Raw genomic sequence first — 22,457 nt, forward strand, 5'->3', positions numbered from 1 at the left:
CGCGATTATTCCCGGCGACCGGGTGCGCTCAAGCCCAAAACAGGTTAAACGCGTAATTCCTGAGCTTGACGCAACGGATGCCTGAAAATTCCGCATTAAGGCCATTGCCAAGAGATTTCATTGTCGACAATCTGAAACACAACCAAAGAGGATATCCGACCGCCCATGCTGCAACCGCAAGCCAACGTCGAAACCACTCATAGCGCCGAGGATGACCCCCGCAACGCCGACATTCAGATCTATGTCGATGGCGTGCTGAAGCATCGCGACGACGCCAAGGTGTCGGTCTATGACAGTGGGTTCATGCTGGGCGACGGCATGTGGGAAGGGATGCGGCTTTATAACGGCAAATGGGCCTTCTTCGACGATCACATGGATCGGCTGTTCGACAGCTGCAAGGCGGTCAGCCTCGACATCGGGATGGACCGCGCCGGGGTGCTTGAGGCACTGACGATGACCGCCGCCGCCAACGGCATGACCCATGACGTGCACTGCCGCCTGATGGTGACGCGCGGCGTCAAGATCCACCCGTTCCAGCATCCCAAGCTGTCGCAAAGCGGGCCGACCATGGTGATCATCATGGAACACTCCAAACCCGTCAGCACGCTGCAGGCCAAGGGCATCCGCCTCGCCACCGTGCCTCAGGTGCGCGGCCTGCCGATGAGCCAGGATGCCAAGTACAACAGCCATTCCAAGCTGAACTGCGTCATCGCCTGCCTGCAGGCCGAACAGGCCGGCGCGGACGAGGGGCTGATGCTCGACCCGCATGGCTTCGTCAACACCACCAACGGCTGCAACTTCTTCATCGTCCGCCGGGGCGAGGTTTGGACCTCCACTGGCGACTACTGCATGAACGGCGTCACCCGGCAGAAGGTCATCGACCTCTGCCGCGCCAATGACATCCCCGTGCATGAGCGCAACTTTTCCCTCTTTGAGGCCTACAACGCCGACGAGGCCTTCCTCACCGGCACCTTCGGCGCCCAGACCCCCGTTGCGGACATCGACGGGCGGGCCATCGGCACCGACGGCGGGCGCGGCCCCGTCTTCCAGCGCATCCGCGAGCTGTATGCGGCGCTGGTGCAGGAGAGCACGCGATGAAGCTCTCGCCGCTGGGAGAGGCCACCCGACGCGACCAGATCGTGCGCAGCCTGCGCGATCTGATTGTCTCGGGCGCGGTCCCGGCGGGCGAACGCCTGACCGAAACGGATCTCTCGTCGCAGATGGGCGTCAGCCGCGCACCGCTGCGCGAGGCGATCCGCGAACTGGTCTCCAGCGGACTGCTGGTCAGCCAGCCCTACCGGGGCCTCTTTGTGCGCGAGTTCTCGCCCCGCGATCTGGAGGAGCTCTATTCCCTGCGCACCACGCTTGAGGCGATGGCCTTTCGCCACTGCTGGGATCTGCGCGACGACGCCGCCCTTGCCGATCTGGACCGCCGCCACTGCGATCTGGTGCGCACGGTCGAACGCGGCGACGACCCCGCCCGCGCCATCGAGCTTGAGCTTGCCCTGCACAGCTGGGCCTACGAACTTTCGGGCCACCGCCTGCTGAACGAAGCCTGGCAGCGCATCCACCCGAACCTGCAATTCTACTTTACGTTACATCAACGTGCCCATTCCCGGCCCGGCCCTCGTCGCGACGCCCATGAGGTTTATGTCGCCCGGGCAAGAGGCCAAGATCTGCGTGCCATGCTGGACCATCTTGAGGACCACATGCGCCAGGGGCTGCTGCACACGGCGCAGCTGCTCACCCACGACGCTGACCCCGGCATCAGACCGGGGACAGGCACCACGACCGACATAAGATAAACGAACAGGGAGTTTCCAATGTCACTTAAAAAGTACCTCGCAATCGGCGGCATGATCGCCGCCGTCTCTGCGGGCAGCGCGGGCGCACAGACGCTGGTCTATTGCTCCGAAGGCTCGCCTGAGGGGTTCGATCCGGCGCTCTATACCTCCGGCACCACCTTCGATGCCTCCGGCCAGGCGATCTACAACCGCCTCGTCGAATTCGAGACCGGCACCACCAAGGTCATCCCCGGCCTCGCGGAAAGCTGGGACGTCTCCGAAGACGGTCTGGAATACACCTTCCACCTGCGCTCGGGTGTCAAGTTCCACTCCAGCGACAGCTTCACGCCCAGCCGTGATTTCAACGCCGACGACGTCGTCTTCTCGTTCGAGCGTCAGCGCGTCGAGGACAACCCCTTCCACATGGCCTCCGGCGGCACCTGGGAATACTTCCAGGGCATGTCCATGCCCGAGCTGATTTCCTCGGTGGAAAAAGTTGACGACATGACCGTCAAGTTCGTCCTGACCCACCCCGAAGCGCCCTTTGTCGCCAACATGGCGATGGACTTCGCGTCGATCCTGTCGTCCGAATACGCCGACGCGATGCTCGAAGCGGGCACGCCCGAAATGCTGAACCAGGCGCCCATCGGCACCGGCCCGTTCACCTTCGTCGCCTACCAGAAAGACGCCGTGATCCGCTACGCCAAGAACGTGGACTACTGGCAGGACGGTCTGCCCAAGGTCGACAACCTGGTCTTCGCGATCACCCCGGATGCCTCCGTGCGCTATCAAAAGCTCTCGGCCGGCGAATGCCACGTCATGCCCTACCCCAACCCGGCGGATGTCGCGGCCATGCAAGCCGACGAAAACATCAACGTGCTCGAGCAGGAAGGCCTGAACGTCGGCTACCTTGCCTACAACACGACCATCGCGCCCTACGACAACCCCAAGGTCCGCAAGGCCCTGAACATGGCGATCGACAAGCAGTCGATCATCGACGTGGTGTTCCAGGGCTCTGGCCAGATCGCCAAGAACCCGATCCCGCCGACCATGTGGTCCTATAACGACGCCGTCGAAGACGACGCCTATGATCCCGAAGCCGCCAAGGCGATGCTCGCCGAAGAAGGCGTCACCGATCTCAACATGAAGATCTGGGCGATGCCCGTGCAGCGCCCCTACAACCCCAACGCCCGCCGCATGGCCGAGCTGATGCAGGAGGATTTCTCCAAGATCGGCGTGACGGTCGAAATCGTCTCGTATGAGTGGGGCGAATACCTCAGCCGCTCGCGCGAGCTTGACCGCGATGGCGCGCTGCTGATGGGTTGGACCGGCGACAACGGTGATCCCGACAACTTCCTCGCCGTCCTGCTGGGCTGCGATGCCGTTGGCAACTCGAACCGCGCACAGTGGTGCTACAAGCCCTTCGACGACCTGATCCAGCAGGCCAAGGTCATCACCGACATCGACAAGCGCACCGCTCTCTATGAAGAAGCGCAGGTCGTGTTCAAGGATCAGGCGCCCTGGGCCACCATCGCCCATTCGGTCGTCTACATGCCTGTGCGCCCCGAAGTGGAGGGCTTCAAGGTCCACCCGCTCGGCAGCCACATCTTCACCAACGTAAGCCTGGCCGAGTAATCGTCCGGCAGGCGGGGCCGCCACCTTGCGCGGCCCCGCCTCTTTCTCCCTTCTGAGGACCTCATGGATAAATATTCCCAATACCGCGGCGTGGCTGAACGCCTCGGTGCTGATGCCGTCGCCCTCGTGCCCGGCCCCAATTTTGAACGCCTGACCGGCCATAGTTTTCATTCCCACGAACGCCCCCTGCTGATCGTGATCCCGACCACTGGCACCCCCGCCGCCATCGTTCCCAATCTTGAGCTGCGCTCTTTCGACCTTCTGGGGTTCGAGGGCGAGGTGTTCGATTGGCGCGATCAGGATGGCTACGCCGACGCCTTCACCGCGCTTGCCGCGCATATGCCGCTGCAAAAACTGGCCGTTGAGGGCCAGGTCATGCGCGTCTTCGTCCACCACGCCCTGCTTGAGGCCAATCCCGGCCTCTCGATCCTTGATGGCGAGCGTGAGATTTCCGGCCTGCGCATCCACAAGACCGAGGATGAGGTCGCGGCCCTCAGAGAAGCCATTCGCATCTCCGAAGCCGCCCTTGGCGACGTTCTGGCCGAGGTCCGCATCGGCATGACCGAAAAGCAGGTCGAGGCGATGCTGATCCAGGCGCTGTTCCGCAACGGCTCCGACGGGCTGGCCTTTGATCCGATCGTCGCGGCGGGTGACAACTCCGCCCGGCCCCACGCCTCGGCCCGCGCCGATTATGCCATTCAGGACGGCGACGCGCTGCTGTTCGATTTCGGCGCGACCCATGGCGGCTTCATGGCCGACATCACCCGCACCGTCTTTGTCGGTCACGCCAGTGACGCGGCCCGCGCGGTCTATGACACCGTGCTGCGCGCCAATCTGAAAGGGCACGAGATCACCCGCCCCGGCGTCACCGCCCACGATATCGACGATGCCGTCACCAGCGTGCTGGAGGCCTCTCCATACGTGGACCGCATCCGTACCAAGACCGGCCACGGGCTGGGCCGCGCGGTGCACGAACACCCCTATATCATGCGCGGCAACACCCTCGTGCTGGAACCGGGCATGGTCTTTACCAACGAACCCGGCCTCTACGACCTCGCCAGTTTCGGGGTGCGGATCGAGGATGACATCCTCGTCACCGAAGACGGCTGCGTGTCCCTGACAACCTTCCCCAAAGACCTGACAGTGGTGGGCTGATGCTGCGATATTTCCTCGGACGACTGCTGACGTTCATTCCGACCTTCATAGGGGTCACGCTGATTTCCTTCGCGTTCATCCGCGTGCTGCCCGGTGATCCCATCATCGTCATGGCGGGCGAACGTGGCCTGACCGAGGAACGCTATCAGGAGCTGTCGCGCCAGTTCGGCTTTGACCAGCCGATCCTGCTGCAGTTCTGGGACTATCTGACCGGGGTGCTGCAAGGCGACCTCGGTCAGAGCTACGTCACCAAGAAACCTGTGTTTGACGAGTTCTTCACCCTGTTCCCCGCCACGCTGGAGCTGTCGGTCTGCGCCATTATCCTGGCCATCGCCCTCGGCCTGCCCGCGGGCGTGATCGCCGCCGTCTACCGCGGCAAGTTCTTTGACCGGGCGCTGATGTCGACGGCGCTGGTGGGCTATTCGATGCCGATCTTCTGGTGGGCGCTGCTGCTGATCATCGTCTTCTCGGGCAACCTCGGCTGGACGCCGGTCTCGGGGCGCATCGACCTGCTGTACTATTTCGACAATACCACCGGCTTCATGCTGATCGACTCGCTGCTCTCGGGGCAGTCCGGGGCCTTCACCTCAGCCGTGCGCCACCTGATCCTGCCGACCATCGTTCTGGCCACCATCCCACTGGCCGTGATCGCGCGTCAGACCCGCTCTGCCATGCTCGAAGTGCTGTCGGAGGACTACATCCGCACCGCCCGCGCCAAGGGCCTGTCGCCGACACGCATCAACGGGCTGCACGCGCTGCGCAACGCCATGATCCCCGTGATCACCGTCATCGGCCTGTCCGTCGGCACCCTGCTGGCCGGCGCCATCCTGACCGAGACGATCTTCTCCTGGCCCGGCATCGGCAAATGGATGGTCGATTCCATCTTCCGCCGCGACTATCCGGTCGTGCAGGGCGGCCTGCTGATGATCGCCCTCATGGTGATGATCGTGAACCTGACTGTCGACCTGCTCTACAGTCTCATCAATCCAAAGATCCGGCACCGCTGATGACCGATACAACGCACACCGCCCCGAAATCCGCCCCGAAACCACCCGGCCGCCTGGCCGAGTTCTGGTCCTATTTCAAGGAAAACCGCGGCGCCGTCATGGGCCTCTATGTCTTCGGCGCCTTCGTCTTTGTCGCGCTGTTCGCGAATTTTCTCGCGCCCTACGACGCCTCGGCACAGTTCCGCGATTTCACCCTGCTCCCCCCCGTCTGGCAGGAGGGCGGCAACTGGAGCTTCCCGCTCGGCACCGACCCGCTGGGCCGCGACATGCTCTCTCGGCTGCTCTATGGCGCGCGCTATTCCTTCTTCGTCGGCATCCTCGTCGTGGTGATCGCGGCGACGGGGGGCATCCTGATCGGCCTGCTGGCGGGCTTTGCGCCGCGCTGGCTCGACACCATCATCATGCGGCTGATGGACATCGTGCTGTCCTTCCCGTCGCTGCTGCTGGCGCTGGTGCTGGTGGCGATCCTCGGCCCGTCGCTGATCAACGCGATGATCGCCATCGCCATCGTGCTGCAACCCCACTACGTCCGCCTGACCCGCGCCTCCGTCATCAACGAGCTGACCAAGGAATACGTCATCTCGGCCCGCGTTGCCGGTGCCCACCTGCCCCGGCTGATGTTCATCACCGTGCTGCCGAACTGCCTCGCGCCGATCATCGTGCAGGCCGCGCTGTCGTTTTCCTCAGCGATCCTCGACACCGCCGCACTCGGCTTTCTCGGCATGGGCGCGCAACCCCCGACACCGGAGTGGGGCACCATGCTGGCGGAATCGCGCGAATTCATCCTGCGCGCCTGGTGGGTCGTCACCTTCCCCGGCCTCGCCATCCTGTTCACCGTCCTCGCCATCAACCTGATGGGCGACGGTCTGCGCGACGCCCTCGACCCCAAGATGAAGCGGAGCTGAACCCATGTCAGACCCCACCCCCCTGCTGCGCATCCGCAACCTGTCGGTCGATTTCACCACGTCCAGCGGGCTGTTCCGCGCCGTCGACGGCATCGACCTCGACGTCGCCTCGGGCGAGCTGCTGGCCATCGTCGGCGAATCCGGCTCGGGCAAGTCCGTGTCGATGCTGGCCGTCATGGGCCTGCTGCCCTGGACCGCCAAGATCACCGCCGACGAGATCACCTTCGACGGCACCGACCTGCGCAATCTCAGCGGCCCGGCCCGCCGCCGCCTGATCGGCCGCGACATGGCGATGATCTTTCAAGAGCCGATGTCGTCCCTCAACCCCTGCTTCACCATCGGCTTTCAGCTGAAAGAGGCGCTGCGCCAGCACCTCGGCCTGAACGCCCGAGACCGCCACGCCCGCGCCATCGAGCTGCTGGAGATGGTCGGCATGCCCGACCCCGAACGCCGCCTCAAGGCCTTCCCCTTTCAGCTGTCGGGCGGCATGAACCAGCGCGTGATGATCGCCATGGCCATCGCCTGCCGTCCCCGCCTGCTGATCGCGGATGAACCGACAACGGCGCTGGATGTCACCATTCAGGCGCAGATCCTCGACCTGCTGACGGGCCTGCAGAACGACACCGGCATGACGCTGATCCTGATCACCCACGACATGGGCGTCGTCGCCGAAACGGCGGAGCGCGTCTGTGTCCAATACGCCGGGCAGAAGGTCGAGGATCAGCCGGTCATCGACCTCTTCGACCACCCCTATCACCCCTATACCGCCGCCCTGCTGGCCGCCCTGCCGGAACGCGCCACCGAACGCCGCCTGCCGACGATCCCCGGCACCGTCCCCGGCGCCTTCGACCGCCCCACCGGCTGCCTGTTCTCGCCGCGCTGCCGCTTTGCCGATGACACCTGCCGAGGCACCCAACCCCCCGTGCAACCGCCCGCACTGGGCCGCGCCCGCTGCCACTACCCCATCGGGGCCACGACGCCGCAAAAGGTCACCCAATGACAGACGCGCTCCTCAAACCCATCGTCACTGCCGACAACCTCAGCCGCGATTACGATGTCGGCGGCGGCATGTTCAGCAAGCCCCAGACCCTCAGCGCCGTGGCGGGTGCCTCCTTCTCGGTGCTGCCGGGCAAGACCCTCGCCATCGTCGGCGAATCCGGCTGTGGCAAATCCACCCTCGCCCGCCTCGTCACCATGATCGAAACGCCAACCGGCGGCACCCTGTCGATCGGCGGACGCGCGGTGACCCCTTCGGACTGGTCCAGCCTGCGCAGCGTCGTGCAGATCGTGTTCCAGAACCCCTATGGCTCGCTCAACCTGCGCCACCGGGTCGGCTACATCATCGAAGAACCGCTGATCATCAACCGCCCCGACATGCCCAAGGCCGAACGTGTCGCCCGCGTCCGCGAGATCATGCAGCTGGTTGGCATGCGCCCCGAACACTACGACCGTTACCCGCACATGTTCTCCGGCGGGCAACGCCAGCGCATCGCCATCGCCCGCGCTTTGGTGCTGGAGCCGAAGCTGCTGGTGCTGGACGAACCCGTCTCCGCCCTCGACCTCTCGATCCAGAGCCAGATCCTCAACCTGCTGATCGACCTGCAGGAGCGGTTGGACCTCGCCTACCTCTTCATCTCGCACGACCTCTCGGTGGTGCGCCATGTCGCCGACGATGTGATCGTGATGTACCTGGGGCGCGCCGTCGAGTCTGGCAGCAAGGAGGAGGTTTTCTCCAACCCGCGCCACCCCTACACCAAGGCCCTGCTCTCGGCGACGCCCAAGGCCGACCCGCGCGGCACCTCGACCCGCATCCGCCTGCAGGGCGAGCTGCCCTCGCCCCTCAACATCCCGCCCGGCTGCCCCTTTGCCGAGCGGTGCTGGAAGGTGCAGGACAAATGCCGCGCCGAGCGTCCCGCCCTCGACGGTGATCACCACAAGGCCGCCTGCTTCTTCCCCGAAGGCGCGGCCGAGGCCTCAGCCCCCGTCGCTTCGGCCCCCGTCGCCTGAGGCAGAGCAAAAACAGCGACGGCGTCCCCGCCGTCGCTGCCCATTCCACCGCCCCGAGTCCCCCCGAATCCGAGGTCAAAGCCGAGGTTCATCCTCGTCGATTTCCGCCTTTTTCGCACCGTTCGGATACCGTTCAGATACCGACGCAATACCGACATCACGATTTTGAGCTCTCAGAGCCTCCAACCCGCCCGAAATTCGCCTGCCCAAGGGCCGCCCGAGTCCCTCGTCCGCAGCGGACTCTTAGGCCGCCCGCGTCGTGCACAGCCTGCCCCTCAAAGCGGTAAGTCCTCAATCCTGATAGGAAATTTCGTCGGCGTATAGCCCGTCGCATGGCGAATGGCATTGGCAATCGCCCCGACAGATCCGGTGATCCCCACCTCGCCCACGCCCTTGACGCCCAGCGCATTGACGAAAGGGTCAATTTCCTCAACCGTCATGGTCTGAATCGCCGGAATATCCGCATGAACCGGTATGTGATACCCCGCCAGATCGTCGTTCAGCACCTTGCCGGAGGTCGGGTCAAACACCGCTTCCTCATGCAGCGCAAAGGATAATCCCCAGATCATCCCCCCCTCCAGCTGGCTCTGCACCATGCGCGGGTTGAGGATGCGTCCCGCCGCAAAAGCCCCCACCATCCGCGTCACCAGAATCTGCCCGAGGTCGGGATCAATCGCCACCTCCGCAAACACCGCGCCATGGCTGAACATCGCGTATTTTTCCGCGTTCTCCGCCGCGCGTTCGCCCACGCCTGTGCCCGTCAGGTCACGCAACCCCGCACGCGCCATGATATCGACGTAAGCCTCGCCAACTGCAGGATTATCTGCGCGCAAAAGACGCCCTTCAACCGCCAGAACCCCACTGTTTCCCGCGCCAAAAAGCGGCGATTTAGGGTCATTCAACGCCAGCGCCGTCAGCTGTTTCACGACGTCCTTGCCAGCCTCCGACAGCGCCGTTCCCGCCGTCGCCGTATGCCCCGAACCGCCCGCGACCGAGCCATCCGGCAGCACCGAACTGCCCGATCTCAGCAGCACCTTTTCCGGCGAAATCCCCAAGCCCTCCGCCGCGGTCTGCGCCAGAATGGTCCAGGCCCCCTGCCCCATATCGACGCCCGCGACCTCGGCCACGGCGCTGCCGTCGCCGCGCAGGATCACCCGCGCCTCACCGCGATACATGGTGCACAGATACTGCGCCGTCCCCATGCCCCAGCCCAGCAAGCGCCCCCTCCGATCCCGCATACTGCGCGCCGCCAGCGGCCTGCCCGCCCAGCCAAACGCCGCCGCACCCTGCGCATAGCATTCGCGTAACGCCTTGGAAGAAAACGCTTGTCCTGTCGAGGGATCAACCTCAGCATAATTTCGCAACCGGAACTCCAGCGGATCAAGGCCCACCGCATCGGCAGCCACATCCATCGCCACCTCCAGCGCCGCAGAGCCGCTCGCCTCGCCCGGCGCACGCATCGCCAGAGGTGTCCCGATGTCCCCGCGCAGCCCGATATGCGACATCGCCAAATTCGGCGCCGCATAGAGGTGTTGCGACGCCCGCCCCGCCGGTTCGACGAAGTCCTCAAAACTGGACGTAAGCGCCTGAACATCATGCGAAAGCGCCGTCAGCCTGCCGTCCCTGGCGACACCCAGCGTCAGCTTTTGCCGGGTACCCGCGCGGTGCCCAACGGGGCCGTACATCTGCGCCCGTGTCAGCACCGTCTTGACCGCTCGGCCCTGCGCCCGCGCCGCCAGCGCTGTCAGCACCATCGCCCCGTAGATCATCAGCTTGGAGCCAAAGCCGCCCCCGATGAACGGCGTGCGCAACACCACATCCTCCGCCGCGATCCCGAGGTATCCGGCCAGCAGCCCTGCCGTCATCACCGGCCCCTGATTAGGCGTGTCCAGCAGCAGACGCGCACGGCCGTCCTCCTGCACCCATTCCGCCACGATGGCATGCGGCTCCATCGCGTTATGGAACTGCGCCGGTGTGTCCATGGTGATCTCACTCACCACGTCGGCGTCGGCCAAACCTTTGGCAATATTGCCGATCTCGTGGGTTGCTGGGGCGAAGAACCCGACCATCTGCGGCGTCCAGGGCTCTGCTGCGTCGAAGCCGATACGGGGCACCTCGGCCTCATAGACCGGGGCAAGCAGACGCGCACCCTCAGTCGCGGCCTCAAGACTGTCGCCCAGAACCATCGCAATCGCCTGCCCCGCATAGCGGACCCGGTCGTCCTGCAGCGCCTCGTGGCGAAAGTTGAAAGGGTGGCGCTTTTCATCCGGGTGCTGCGCCAAAGGGGGGCGGTTCTGCGGCGTCATCACCTCGACCACCCCGGGGTGCGCCATCGCTGCCGCCACGTTCATCGCGGCCACCCGCCCCCGCGCAATCCGCGCCGAGACGATCACCCCATGCAGCGCCTTTGCGGGCGAAACGTCTGCGGTATAGCGCGCCGCACCCGTGACCTTGGCCAACCCGTCACGCCGCGCCGCAGACTGCCCGCCCGTGCCGAACCGGCGGGGTGGCGCGGCAATGCTGAAGCCATGATCCGCATCTGGCGTAATTTTGCGAAAATCGTCGGGCATGATCTCAAGCCTCTGGAATCGTGTCAAAAACGGACGCGGGCAGATCGCGACCAAGGCCCGGAACATCGGCAGCAGCCCATTCAAACGCCCGCGCGACCGTGCGTTTCGCCAGCTCGATCTTGAAGCCATTGTCGCCAGATGGCGCAGCGCCTTGCAGGGCAATCTCAGCGGCCATGCGGTAGGTCTCGGGCGTCGCGGCCCGCCCCACCATCGCCTCCTCCGCCTCAGGCACACGCCATGGCTTCGGGGCGATCCCGCCGAGCGCAAGGCGGGCGCGGATGACCTTGCCGCCCGCAATCTGCACCGCAGCGGCGGCCGAGACGAGCGCAAAGGCGAACGACGTCCGCTCGCGCACCTTGAGGTATCGGCTCTGCCCGGCCAATGCGGTTGCCGCCGCAGGGATCACGAGCGCGGTGATAATCTCACCGCTTCCCAACAGGTTACGACGGTTTGGTGTCTCCTCGGGCAGGGTGAGGAAATCGCTCAGCGCGACCAGACGCACGCCCTCCGGGCCGCTGAGTTCGACCTTGGCGTCAAGCGCCACCAAGGGCACGCACATATCCGAGGGATGCACCGCACGGCAGGCCTCGGACCAGCCGATCACAGCATGTTCGCGCCCGGCATGGACACGGGCGTCACAGCCCTGCCCGCCATCGCGGCGCGCACAAGCTGCGTCCGGATTGGCAAAATAGGGGCAGCGGGTCTCCTGCAGGACATTGCCCGCGACAGTCGCCATGTTGCGGATCTGCGCCGACGCGCCAGAGAGCAGAGCCTCCGCCACCATGGGCGCATGGGCACGCAGCAGCGGCGCACGCGCCAGCGTCGCATTGCGCACCGCAGCGCCGATGCGCAGGTTGCCCGCATCGTCCAAAGTGATGCTCTGCAGGGCCTGCACGCCGGTCAGATCGACCAGACCATCAGGCGTCGCCGCACCCGTCTTCATCAGGTCGAGCAGGTTGGTGCCGCCGCCATAGGCCACGGACCCAGGCAAAGCCATCGCCGCCAGAGCCTCCGGCAGCGTCTTTGGGTTAAGGTACTGAAACGCCTTCATCTTGACCCGCTCGAATGAGCCTGCAGCACCTCTTGCACTGCCGCGACAATCCCCGGCTGGGCACCGCAACGGCAGAGGTTGCCGCTCATGCCTTCGCGCACACGGGCCACGTCATCGCCGCTCTCGCCCTCGTTCATCAGACCAATGGCGCTGAGGATCTGGCCCGGCGTGCAAAAGCCACATTGCAAGGCGTCGTGATCTAGAAAAGCCTGCTGCATGGGGTGCAAATTGCCGCCCTCAGACAGCCCCTCGACCGTAGTGACCTCGGCGCCCTGCAGCGCCACGGCCAGCGTCAGGCAGGCGTTCACCCGCGCGCCGTTGACCAGCACCGTACAGGCGCCACATTGCCCCCGATCACAGCCCTTCTTGGCGCCAGTCAAACCCAACCGGTCGCGCAGCAGATCCAACAGCGTCACCCGAGGGTCCTCCAGCGCAACCCCGCACGCCGCCCCGTTCACGACAAACTCCAGACCGCTCATGAGAACATCGCGACAGAGCGCGTCACCCCGTCCGAGTGATCCAGCGCGACCAGCGCCGCATCAACCTCGCTCAGCCCGATATGGGCCGAGATCATCTCGTCCACCTTCAGCAGGCCGCTCTCGTACATCTTCATGTAGCGCGGAATATCGACGCGGAACCGGTTCGACCCCATGGAGGAGCCCTGAACCCGCCGATCAAATGTCAGCATCGTACTGTCAACGCTGACTTTTTCACCCTGAGGCAGCAGCCCCACGATGGTCGCGACGCCCCCCACCTTGGTGGTGTTGAAGGCGGCCTCGGCAGTGGCGGCCAGACCGACGGCCTCGAAGGCATGATCGACGCCGCCCTTGGTCATCTCGACAATCGCTGCCACCTCATTGCCATCCGCGATCACCGCATCGGTCGCGCCATAAGCCTTCGCAGCCTCGGCTTTCAGGGGCGAGCGGTCCACCGCAATGATCCGCCCCGCGCCGGTGATCCGCGCCGCCTGAATGACGCTGAGCCCGATACCGCCGCAGCCGATCACAGCAACCGTTTCGCCGGGCCGCACCTTGGCGGTGTTGAACACGGCCCCCATGCCGGTGGTGATCGCACAGCCCATGATCGCCGCCACATCCATCGGGATATCGCGGTCGATCTTCACCAGCGCGCGTTCATGCACCAGCATCATCTCGGAAAAGCCCGACAGATTGACGAACTGCGACACCGGCTTGCCTTTGCGCGACAGACGGGGCCGTCCGCCCTCGGCCCGCTGCAGACCACCGCCTATGCAGATGTTGGGCCGCCCCTGCAGGCAATTCTCGCATTCGCCGCAAAACGGTGTCAGGCAGCCCACCACATGATCACCCGGTTGCAGATAACGCACCTGAGAGCCGACCTTTTCCACCACACCGGAACACTCATGCCCCAGCACCAGCGGCAGCGGAAAGCTGGTCCATTTGCCCTGACGGAAATGCAGATCGCTGTGGCAGATACCGCAGGCGCAGGTGCGCACCAGCACCTCGTGTTCCTGCGGCAGATCGATGTCGAGATCGTCGATCAGCTCCTGCGCCTGGCCGGTTTCGTTGAGGATGAGAGCTTTCATGGCGGGACTTTCGCAAGACAGATGCGCGCGGCCCGACAGCCGGGCCGCGCTTGGACGGAAGGTTTACTGAAGGCCGGGGAAGTCGATCCGCTCTTCATAGGGCTTCCACTGGTCGATGGTCTCGGCGGTCCACTCGGGGACATTTTCCGGCGTGAAAACAACCGTCTGACTGGGTTTCTCGACCTTGCCCTGCAGGATGTCCGCGACCCACACCGACAGGTCATAGCCGACCTTCACCGGCTCCATGTCCCAGCTGGCGTTGATCAAGCCCTGCTTGATCCCGGCCTGTGCGAAGGCTTCGCCGTTCAGCCCGGTGACGATGATGTCACGCCCCGCCGATTTCGCCGCCAGACCCGCGCCAAGCGCCGGGCCATCGCCCGAGGTCCAGATCGCCGTCAGATCGGGAAAGCGGGTCAGCAGGTTTTCGGCAATCGGGCGGGCGGTGGCGGAATCGTCGGGAATGGCGCGTTCCTCGGCGACGATCTTGAGGTCCGGGCACTGCTTCTGAATCGTCTCGCGGAACATGTCCCAGCGCGGCGACAGCGTCGGCAGCTCGATCGTCTTGATCATCGCCACTTCGCCTTTGCCGCCCGTGACCTTGCACATGTATTCGCCCGAACGCACGCCCTGCTCGGCGGACGGAATATCCGCCTGCACCAGCAGCGCGTCAAACCCCGGCGTGCCGCCGATGCCGAACACCGGGATGCCCGCAGCCTCAGCCCGCTTCAGCGGCGCCAGAACCGCATTGGGGTCGCCCGCCACGTTGATCACCAGCGCATCGACGCCCTCGGTCACGAACTGGTCGATCTGCGACACCTGCCGATTGATGTCGATCATCGCGTCGAGGAACTTGTACTCGATCCCGCGCTCTTTCAGGCCCGCGGCAACGCCCTCGTACTGGGCGCGGGCGGCAGGAATGGCGTAGTTGGCGCCGAGGATGCCGACGACGAAAGGCTCGTCCGCCTGCGCGGTGCTGAGGCTGGCAGAGACCAGCGCCGTGCTGACCATCAGTGTCTTGAGGTATCGCATAAATCATACTCCGAGTTGGGGGATGCGGGCTTTTGCCCTGCTCTTGTTATTGAAATGTCGTGTTATTTGGCGCGGATGCGGTCCAGCGCGATGGCCGCGATCAGCACGGCGCCCGTGGCGATGCCCTGCCAGTAGGACGGCACGCCGGCGAGCGTGATGCCATTGGCCAGCACGCTCAGAAACAGCACCCCGATGGCCGTGCCGCCGATATTGCCCGCACCGCCAGAAAAGCTCGCCCCGCCCAGCAGCACTGCCGCCGCCGCCGAAAGCTCAAGCCCCAAGGCGGCACTGACCGGCTGAGATGACGTCAGCCGCCCCGTCAGCATGATCGCCGACACCCCGGCGCAGGCGGCGGAAATACCGTAGACCGCGACACGCACCTGTTTGACGTTGATGCCCGCCAGCCGCGCCGCCGTCTCGTTCCCGCCAACCGCGTAGACCGAGCGACCGAACCGCGTCCAGCGCATCACGGCGTAGCCCAGAATGCCGATCAGCACCGCCAGCACGACCGGCACCGGCAGCCCCGCAACCACGCCATCGCCGACCCATTGCACCGGGTCCCACATGAAGGTCGAAGCCGGCACGCCGTTCGAAATCACCAGCGCCGCGCCACGCAGCAATTGCATCATCGCCAGCGTGACGACGAAGAAGTTGAACCCTCCGTAGGCAATTAGCCCCCCATTCACGACCGCGCCCAGAAAGGTGCAGGCCAGAATCGTCAGCGCAATCGCCGGCCAGGCCCCGACGCCCGAGGTCAGCAGCTCGGCCAGGAACACCCCGCCGAGCGCCGTCATCGACCCGACAGACAGATCCAGCCCCTGACTGATGATCACGAAGGTCAGCCCGACGGCAGCGACGAACATCACGGAATTGGTCCGCAGGATGTTCATGATGTTGTTATACTTCAGGAAATTTTCCTGCGTCACCGACAGGAACAGGATCAGCGCAACCAGCGCAGCCCCCACCCCGGCATACCGGCGCAGGATTGTGGCGAGCGAGGTCGTGCTGGAGGTCTGGGAGATATCGGCTGCGGTCATCATACGCTCTTCTTCGCTATGTCAGAGGGGGGTCGTCAGGCTCAGGCCGCACCGATCAAATGCGCGCCCGAGGCCCAGTAGGCGAGGGCTTCCTCGCTGGCCTCGGCGGCCGGGATGTCGGCCACGATCTGGCCCTGAAACAGCACCAGAATGCGGTCGCAAACCCCGATCAGCTCCTGCAGTTCGGAGGAGGCGATCATCAGCCCCATGCCGCCCTGCACCAACGCGCTGATCTGGGCATAGATGTCTTCCTTGGCGCCGACATCGACACCGCGCGTCGGCTCGTCCAGCAACAGCAATTCCGGCGAAATCGCCAGTTCGCGCGCGATCAGCACCTTCTGCTGGTTGCCGCCCGACAGCTCCGACACGGCCTGACGCGGGTCCGAGGTGCGCACTTTCAGCCCCTCCGTTCCCTTGGCATAGGCCGCGCGGTCGATCCGTTCCGTCACAGGGGCCAGCGCGCGCAGCGCCGCCACCCGCGACAGCCCGGCATTGCGATAGAGCGACCAGTGCATCACCAGCCCCTCGCCCTTGCGATCTTCGGGCACATAGCCGATGCCCAGCTGGCGGGCGTGGCGCGGCGACTGGATGCGCACCGAAGCGCGGTTGACGAACATCTCGCCCGCCTCCATCCGCTTGACCCCGGCGATGGTGCGCAACAGGGCGCTGCGCCCACTGCCCACCAGCCCGGCAAGGCCAACGATCTCGCCCTTGTTCACCGTCAGATCGATGGATTTCAGCGGCCCGCGCGACACCCGGACCATGCGCAACAGCGCCTCGCCCTGCGCCACCTCGGCCTTGTGCCAGTACGATTTCAGATCGCGCCCGACCATCATCGACACCAGTACATGCTCATCCGTCTGCGACAGCAGCCGCGTGCCAATATACTGGCCATCGCGCAACACGGTCGCGCGGTCGGCATGTTCCATCACTTCGGTCATGCGGTGCGAGACGAAGGCAATCGCCGTGCCCGCCGCCCGCAACCGCGCCAGCAGCGCAAACAGCGTCCGGGTGTCGGCTTCGTCGAGCGAACTCGTCGCCTCGTCCAGCAGCAGAACCTGCGGGCGATCGGCCAGCGCCTTGGCAATCTCGACCATCTGCCGCCGCCCCAGCGACAACGAGGATACCGGCGCGCGCGGATCGATCTCCAACTGCAACTCCGCCAGGATTTCGGCGGCGCGGCGATGCACCTCACGCCAGCTGACGCGGCCCGCCGTCGTCGGCAACCGCCCGAGGAAGATGTTCTCACCCACCGTCAACGCCGACGACAGCTGAGGTTCCTGAGAGACAACCGCAATGCCAAGGCGGCGCGCCTCGGCCGGCGTCAGCCCGACCAGCTCCTGCCCGCGCAGTGTGATCTTGCCGGTGTCGGCAGGTTGCGCCCCGGCCAGAATGGTCAGCAATGTCGACTTGCCCGAGCCATTCTCGCCCATCAGCGCGTGAATTTCCCCCGGATAGAGCACCGCCTGCGCATTATCGAGCGCGACCGTCGGCCCGAAGGTCTTGCGAATGCCGGTGGCGGTGATGAGGGGAAGCAAACTCTCGGCGCTCATGATTTCTTGATCCCGCCGTCCAGGCTGATGATCTCGCCCGTCATGAAATCCGACCCCGCACCGGCCATGAAGACCGCCAGCGGGCCAATCTCCTCAGCCCGTCCGACGCGGCCCAGTGGGGTTTCGTCGCTGATTGCCTGCAGGATCGCGGGCTGCTCCAGCAGATGCGCGTTGATATCCGTCGCGAAGGCGCCGGGGGCGATGGCGTTGACCGTCAGCTTCGGCGCCCATTCCCAGGCCAGCGTCTTGACCATGGCGTTCAGCGCCCCCTTGCTGGCCGCATAAGCGACCCAGCCCGCCGAGCCGCGAATGCCGATGTCGGAGGAGGTGGCGATCAGCTTGCCCGATCCGCGCGCCAGCATGCGGGTGCCGAAAGCGCGCAGGGTGGTGAAACTGCCGATCACATTGGCGTCGATGATCCGGCGCATATCGGCGTCCGTCGTCTCAACCGCCGGTTTCGTCAGGCTGATCCCGGCATTGGCAAAAACCGTATCAACCGGCCCTTTTGTCCATACCTTTTCAGCAAAAGCCTCGACCTCTTCCGCGTTGTTGATGTCCAGCGCATAGAGCTCGCTCGTACCCCCAATCGCCGCGACTTCCGTCTGGGTCCGCGCCAGGGCCGACGGATCGCGCCCCGTCACGATCACCGTTGCGCCCTCTTTCGCAAGCGCTACAGCCATTGCCCGGCCAAGGCCCCGACTCGCGCCTGTAACGACAATTCTTTGTCCGGAGAGAGATGCCATGTCTGAAACCTGTTGCCAGTTGCCCTGTCCCGCCCGTGAGAGGCGCGGCAGGATGGGTTAGGACGTTATGCAGAGTTTAGCGATATATTGTCCGTACCAGTCAAATCAAAACGAGATATTTTGTCCGGATATATTGGGGACCCATGCTTTCGCACAAATCCTCGGCAGACTAGGCAGACGCCTTCGCCGCACCAGTGCGCAGCATCGGTGCCGCCAGAACCAGCAGACCGAGCGCCGAGACGACATACTCGCCAGACCAGCCCGCGAACTCATGCAAGGGCGCCATCATTGCCAGCCCGAGGCAGCCCCAGAGGACGCGCATGGCCCAGCTCAGCGGCACCCGCGCGTGGCCGACAATCGACCCGGTGATCAGCACCAGCGCGGCGACCGCGCTGACAAAGACATAGGACACGTCCCAGATCGAGCCCTGCATCAGGATCGCCGGTTTGTAGATGAACAGGAACGGCAGCAGATAGGCGATCCAGCCAAAGCGGAACGACTGCAGCCCGGTCTGGATCTGCGACGCGCCCGAAATCGACGCCGCCGCGAAAGCCGCCATCGCAATCGGTGGCGTGATCATCGACAGCATCCCGTAGTAGAACACGAACATATGCGCCGGCAGATCCGGCACACCCAGCTGCACCAGAGCAGGCGCGGCGAGTGAAGCCAGCAACAGATAGACCCCCGACGTCGGGAGACCGAGGCCAAGGATGATCGCCACCAGTCCCGTCAGCACCAGCAGCCCGAACAGGTTGCCCTGACCGAAATCCATCAGGAAATAACTCAGCGCGAATCCGAGGCCCGTGACGCTCAGCAAGCCGATGATCATGCCTGCCGCAGCCGTGATCAGCAGCACATCGCAGGTCGTGCGCCCGGTGCTGATCACCGAGGTCAGCAGACCTCGCGCCGACAGGCCGCCAAGCCCCGCAGCATTTGCCCCAATACCAAGTGCCGAGATCGCGAAAACGGTCCAGACTGCCGCCGCCTCGGCCCGCATGCGGAACTGAAAGATCAGCACCAGCAGCACCGCAAAGGCAATCACCGCGATCCAGCCGCGCCGCAGGATGGTGGCGACAGGCGCGCGCTCCTCGTCCTCGATCGAGGCGATGTTGTCGCGCCGCGCAATGAAATCGATCTGCGTGAAAATCGAGATGTAGTAGAGCGCCGCAGGCAGCAGCGCCGCAATCAGGATCTCTCGGTAGGGCACCTGCAGGATCTCGGCCATCAGGAAGGCCGCGGCCCCCATGATCGGCGGCATCAGCTGCCCCCCGGTCGAGGCGACGGCCTCGATCGCGCCGGCCTGCTCGGGGCGAAAGCCCGCGCGTTTCATCAGCGGGATGGTCATGACACCCGTCGACATGACGTTCGACACCGCCGAGCCCGACACCGATCCCATCAGCGCCGAGGCCCCGACGGCCACTTTCGCCGCATTGCCGGGGCCATTGCCCGCTGCCTTCAGCGCCAGTTGGGTGAAGAAATCTCCGCCACCCACGGCGATCAGCACACCGCCGAACAGCACGAAGACCACGACGATGAAGGCCGCGATCTGCAGCGCCTGCCCCCAGGTTGCGGTACTGTCAGCGCCCAGAAACTGCATCACCTCCAGAAACGGTATCGGCCGCCCGACGATGGCCTGCGGCGCGTGATCGGCGAACAGCGCGTATGCCAGAACGGCGGCAAAGATCACCACCAGCGTCCAGCCAACAGCGCGGCGCAGCCCCTCCAGCACCAGCGCCGTGACCAGCAGGCCCAGCAGGGCCGTCTCGACGGGGTGCGTATACTGCCCCTCGGCCAGAACCGGGAACCGCAGGAAGACCCAGAGCGCAAGGCCGCTTCCCAATACCGCAAGTGCAGCATCCAAACCTGCCGCCAGCCGCGATTTCTCCTCGATGCCTTTCAGGAAAATGACCGACATCGCCGCCCCCAGCATCACCCCCGCGATCTGTTCGGGATAGACCAGCAGGCCGACGCGCTGCGGCAGTGACAGCACCCAAACGATCGCCAGCCCCGGTGTCACAAGACACAAGAGGCTGGCATAAAGCGCGGCACTACGGCGGAGGGGAGAGACAGTCATGGCAAATTTCGCACTTCAATTCAGTCAGTTATCACGGCTGCCGGGCCCAGACCTCTGGACCCGGCATCGCGGTTACTCAGCCGGCCAGATGCCGACGCTCTTGTAATAGGCGGCGGCGGCTGGGTGGTAGTCCAGCTTCTGCGCGCTGGCCAAACCGGCCGGATCGAAGGGCGCCCAGAGCGGGCCATTCGCCTTCAGCGCCTCTTCACCCTCATAGAGCGATTTGGCGACCTGAGTGATGATCTCGTCCGGGACATCGGCATTGGCGAACAGCATGTAGGGGTAGCTGTAGGTGATGGTGCCCGCCGCAATGCCGGGCATCTCTTTGCTGCCGTCCCAGGTCTTCAGCTCAGTGCCGGGCAGAACCTTGTCCAGCGCTTCGCCATCGCCCTCTTTCATCGTCAGGAAGGTGACGCCGCCAACCGCAGCCTCGATATCATAGGTGGATTCCGAACCGACCGTGGCGATGGTCACATCCGTGATGCCATCCTTGATCGCCTGGAACATGGCGGGAAAGTTCGCCGTCGGCACCGGTGTCACGTCATCATAGCTCAGATCCGCCGTGCTCAGCGCCGCCTTGATGATGTAATCGCCCAGCGATCCGTCCGCGAACTTCGGCACCTTCTTGCCCGCAAGCCCCTTGATGTCCGAAATCCCGAGCTTGCTTGCCACCATCAGCCCGACATCGAAGGGCACCAGCGTCGCCACCATCCGAAGGTTCGGCATCGGCTGACCCTCGGACATCCCCTCGCCCAGAACGGCAAAGGTCGCCTGCGGCAAGTTGCCGATGCCCAGCTCCATCCGGCCACCATCGACCAGCGGCAGGTATTGCGAGGTATTGCCCATGGCCTGCGGGCGCACCAGCAGATCAGAGCTGTCGGAAATGACCGCCGCCAGCGCGTTCGACAGCTGCGCCGTCGCGCCGCCCTTGGTCGTGCCGATGGCGACGGTCTGCGCCATGGCAGCGCCGGTGGTGAAAATCGCCAGAGCCGTGGCCAGAGCGAACTTGCGAAGAATGGGGGTGTGGAACATCAGAGTTCTCCCGTTATGGGGTGGCCGCGAAAGCCGGAAATTCGTGGCAAAAGGCCCGCCGCGATCTTGGCGGCGGGCGATGCTTCATTCACATTTGTCGGCGGGGGCTTCGGCGAACTTGGTCCATTTGCCGCCCGTGACCTCGATCACATAGCCGGGCAGTTCGGCGTCATGACCGACGAAACAGATGTCGTCGCCCACGATGCCGTTGAAGGAAATCCCCTCCATCGCGGCGGCCATTTCCGCGCGCTCTTCGTCAACCTTGTCCTCGTCACCGGTGACTCCGGTCTTCTCCATCAGCTGCTTCAGCAGGTAGACGCCGTCATAGGCCTGTGCGTCGGTGTGGTGCGCGCCCAGCTTGTGAATACCCTTGGCCTCAAGTTCGCTCAGGAATTCGGTGTTGAAGGTCGTGGCAGCCTCGGTGCGACCCGGCCAGAAGCCCGCCACCACCAGCGTGCCATCGCCCTCGGGGCCGAACAGCTCGACGATATTGGGGTCGGCGAAGATCTGACTGCCGATGACGCGGCCCTCATAGCCCTGACGGCGCAACTCCTTGATGACCTTGGACGCACTCTGCGGCAGGCCAGCCACGGCCACGATATCAGGGTTGGTCTTCATGATCGTCGCCACCTGCGCGGACATGTCAAAGCTCTTGAACTGCACCGGGATCGGCTCGCCCACTTCAATCCCCGCCGCTTTCATCAGCGTCGGATAGAGCTCGGTACCCGCCGCATTGGCGACAACCTCGTCCGAGACATAGACGATCTCGGCCGTCTTGTGCGGGATGTCCGAGGCGGTCAGCGCCGCCAGCAAACGCCCGAACTGCTTGCTCTCGTCCTCGGTCAGACGCCAGCCATATTTGCTCTCATCCGTCAGACCGGGGGCCGAGGCAGCGGTCGGGATCATCAGCACCTTGAAGCGGTCGGCATCATTCAGCGCCACGCGCGCCTCACCGGATGAGAACGGCCCCAGGATCGCCAGCACGTCATCATCCTGGATCAGCTTACGCGCACCGACCGACGCCTGACGCGGATCGGACCCGGAGTCATAGCGGATCAGCTCGATCGGCTTGCCGTTGACGCCACCGGCGTCGTTGATTTCCCTCACCGCGATGTCAAAGGCGGTCTCGGCGCTTTCCCCGACGCTTTTCAGAAAGCCCGAGCTGGCGACGATATTGCCGATCTTGATCGTGTCACCGGCAAAGGCCGGCAGTGCCGCCAGGATGGCCACCGCAGAAAGCAGAGTGGTACGCAGTTTCATGTGTCGTCTCCGTGTTGGATCGTTTTGTTTTTGATTGATTGAGCCGGGGGC

The 22,457-nt window shown here is 64.6% G+C and carries 19 protein-coding genes; 8 read left to right on the plus strand and 11 right to left on the minus strand.

Annotated elements, in window-relative coordinates:
• The first annotated feature begins 165 nt into the window (after positions 1-165).
• The 8 genes from F3W81_RS11435 (at position 166) to F3W81_RS11470 (ending at position 8,493) form a co-directional block, all read left to right on the plus strand.
• The gene (locus F3W81_RS11435; RefSeq protein ID WP_193079288.1) at positions 166-1,098 is read left to right on the plus strand and encodes an aminotransferase class IV; all 933 of its coding nucleotides are present in this window, start codon (positions 166-168) and stop codon (positions 1,096-1,098) included.
• Positions 1,095-1,805: a GntR family transcriptional regulator gene (locus tag F3W81_RS11440; protein WP_193079289.1), complete on the plus strand. Its 711-nt coding sequence runs from the start codon at positions 1,095-1,097 to the stop codon at positions 1,803-1,805. Before F3W81_RS11435 ends, F3W81_RS11440 begins: the two co-directional genes overlap by 4 nt.
• Positions 1,806-1,823: 18 nt before the next feature.
• On the plus strand, positions 1,824-3,419 hold the full coding sequence (locus tag F3W81_RS11445; RefSeq protein WP_193079290.1) for an ABC transporter substrate-binding protein: 1,596 nt from the start codon (positions 1,824-1,826) through the stop codon (positions 3,417-3,419).
• A 63-nt stretch (positions 3,420-3,482) separates the two neighbouring features.
• Entirely contained in the window at positions 3,483-4,574 is a 1,092-nt protein-coding gene (locus F3W81_RS11450; RefSeq protein WP_193079291.1) for a M24 family metallopeptidase, read from the plus strand.
• Complete coding sequence (locus tag F3W81_RS11455; RefSeq protein WP_193079292.1) at positions 4,574-5,581, plus strand: ABC transporter permease subunit; 1,008 nt, start codon at positions 4,574-4,576, stop codon at positions 5,579-5,581. Before F3W81_RS11450 ends, F3W81_RS11455 begins: the two co-directional genes overlap by 1 nt.
• Complete coding sequence (locus F3W81_RS11460) at positions 5,581-6,486, plus strand: ABC transporter permease subunit (RefSeq protein WP_193079293.1); 906 nt, start codon at positions 5,581-5,583, stop codon at positions 6,484-6,486. The genes F3W81_RS11455 and F3W81_RS11460 overlap by 1 nt, the downstream gene beginning before the upstream one ends.
• 4 nt (positions 6,487-6,490) lie before the next feature.
• Complete coding sequence (locus F3W81_RS11465; protein ID WP_193079294.1) at positions 6,491-7,486, plus strand: ABC transporter ATP-binding protein; 996 nt, start codon at positions 6,491-6,493, stop codon at positions 7,484-7,486.
• Positions 7,483-8,493, plus strand: coding sequence for an ABC transporter ATP-binding protein (locus F3W81_RS11470; RefSeq protein ID WP_193079295.1), 1,011 nt, complete (start codon positions 7,483-7,485; stop codon positions 8,491-8,493). The genes F3W81_RS11465 and F3W81_RS11470 overlap by 4 nt, the downstream gene beginning before the upstream one ends.
• A 275-nt stretch (positions 8,494-8,768) precedes the next feature.
• On the opposite strand, the gene F3W81_RS11475 is transcribed toward F3W81_RS11470, so the two are convergent.
• From F3W81_RS11475 to F3W81_RS11525, 11 genes are all read right to left on the minus strand, one after another.
• Complete coding sequence (locus F3W81_RS11475; RefSeq protein ID WP_193079296.1) at positions 8,769-11,063, minus strand: xanthine dehydrogenase family protein molybdopterin-binding subunit; 2,295 nt, start codon at positions 11,061-11,063, stop codon at positions 8,769-8,771.
• A 4-nt stretch (positions 11,064-11,067) separates the two neighbouring features.
• A complete protein-coding gene (locus tag F3W81_RS11480) occupies positions 11,068-12,114 on the minus strand; it encodes an FAD binding domain-containing protein (RefSeq protein ID WP_193079297.1) in 1,047 nt (348 codons plus the stop codon).
• On the minus strand, positions 12,111-12,593 hold the full coding sequence (locus tag F3W81_RS11485) for a (2Fe-2S)-binding protein (RefSeq protein ID WP_193079298.1): 483 nt from the start codon (positions 12,591-12,593) through the stop codon (positions 12,111-12,113). The genes F3W81_RS11480 and F3W81_RS11485 overlap by 4 nt, the downstream gene beginning before the upstream one ends.
• Positions 12,590-13,678 (minus strand): Zn-dependent alcohol dehydrogenase, encoded by a 1,089-nt coding sequence (locus F3W81_RS11490; RefSeq protein WP_193079299.1) that lies wholly within the window; start codon positions 13,676-13,678, stop codon positions 12,590-12,592. The genes F3W81_RS11485 and F3W81_RS11490 overlap by 4 nt, the downstream gene beginning before the upstream one ends.
• 63 nt (positions 13,679-13,741) lie before the next feature.
• A complete protein-coding gene (locus F3W81_RS11495; protein WP_193079300.1) occupies positions 13,742-14,707 on the minus strand; it encodes a sugar ABC transporter substrate-binding protein in 966 nt (321 codons plus the stop codon).
• A 62-nt stretch (positions 14,708-14,769) separates the two neighbouring features.
• Positions 14,770-15,744 (minus strand): ABC transporter permease, encoded by a 975-nt coding sequence (locus F3W81_RS11500; protein WP_193079301.1) that lies wholly within the window; start codon positions 15,742-15,744, stop codon positions 14,770-14,772.
• Between the two features lie 41 nt (positions 15,745-15,785).
• Positions 15,786-17,297 (minus strand): sugar ABC transporter ATP-binding protein, encoded by a 1,512-nt coding sequence (locus F3W81_RS11505; protein ID WP_193079302.1) that lies wholly within the window; start codon positions 17,295-17,297, stop codon positions 15,786-15,788.
• Positions 17,294-17,977: an SDR family NAD(P)-dependent oxidoreductase gene (locus tag F3W81_RS11510; protein ID WP_193079303.1), complete on the minus strand. Its 684-nt coding sequence runs from the start codon at positions 17,975-17,977 to the stop codon at positions 17,294-17,296. The genes F3W81_RS11505 and F3W81_RS11510 overlap by 4 nt, the downstream gene beginning before the upstream one ends.
• A 232-nt stretch (positions 17,978-18,209) precedes the next feature.
• Complete coding sequence (locus tag F3W81_RS11515) at positions 18,210-20,114, minus strand: TRAP transporter permease (protein ID WP_193079304.1); 1,905 nt, start codon at positions 20,112-20,114, stop codon at positions 18,210-18,212.
• A 72-nt stretch (positions 20,115-20,186) separates the two neighbouring features.
• Positions 20,187-21,146 carry a TAXI family TRAP transporter solute-binding subunit gene (locus tag F3W81_RS11520; RefSeq protein WP_193079305.1) on the minus strand — a complete coding sequence of 320 codons (960 nt, stop codon included), beginning with the start codon at positions 21,144-21,146 and terminating at the stop codon, positions 20,187-20,189.
• 84 nt (positions 21,147-21,230) lie between these two features.
• Positions 21,231-22,406, minus strand: a complete 1,176-nt coding sequence (locus F3W81_RS11525) for an ABC transporter substrate-binding protein (RefSeq protein WP_193079306.1) — start codon at positions 22,404-22,406, stop codon at positions 21,231-21,233.
• Positions 22,407-22,457 lie beyond the last annotated feature (51 nt).

The organism is Pseudooceanicola spongiae, assembly GCF_014899185.1.
Taxonomy (GTDB): domain Bacteria; phylum Pseudomonadota; class Alphaproteobacteria; order Rhodobacterales; family Rhodobacteraceae; genus Pseudooceanicola; species Pseudooceanicola spongiae.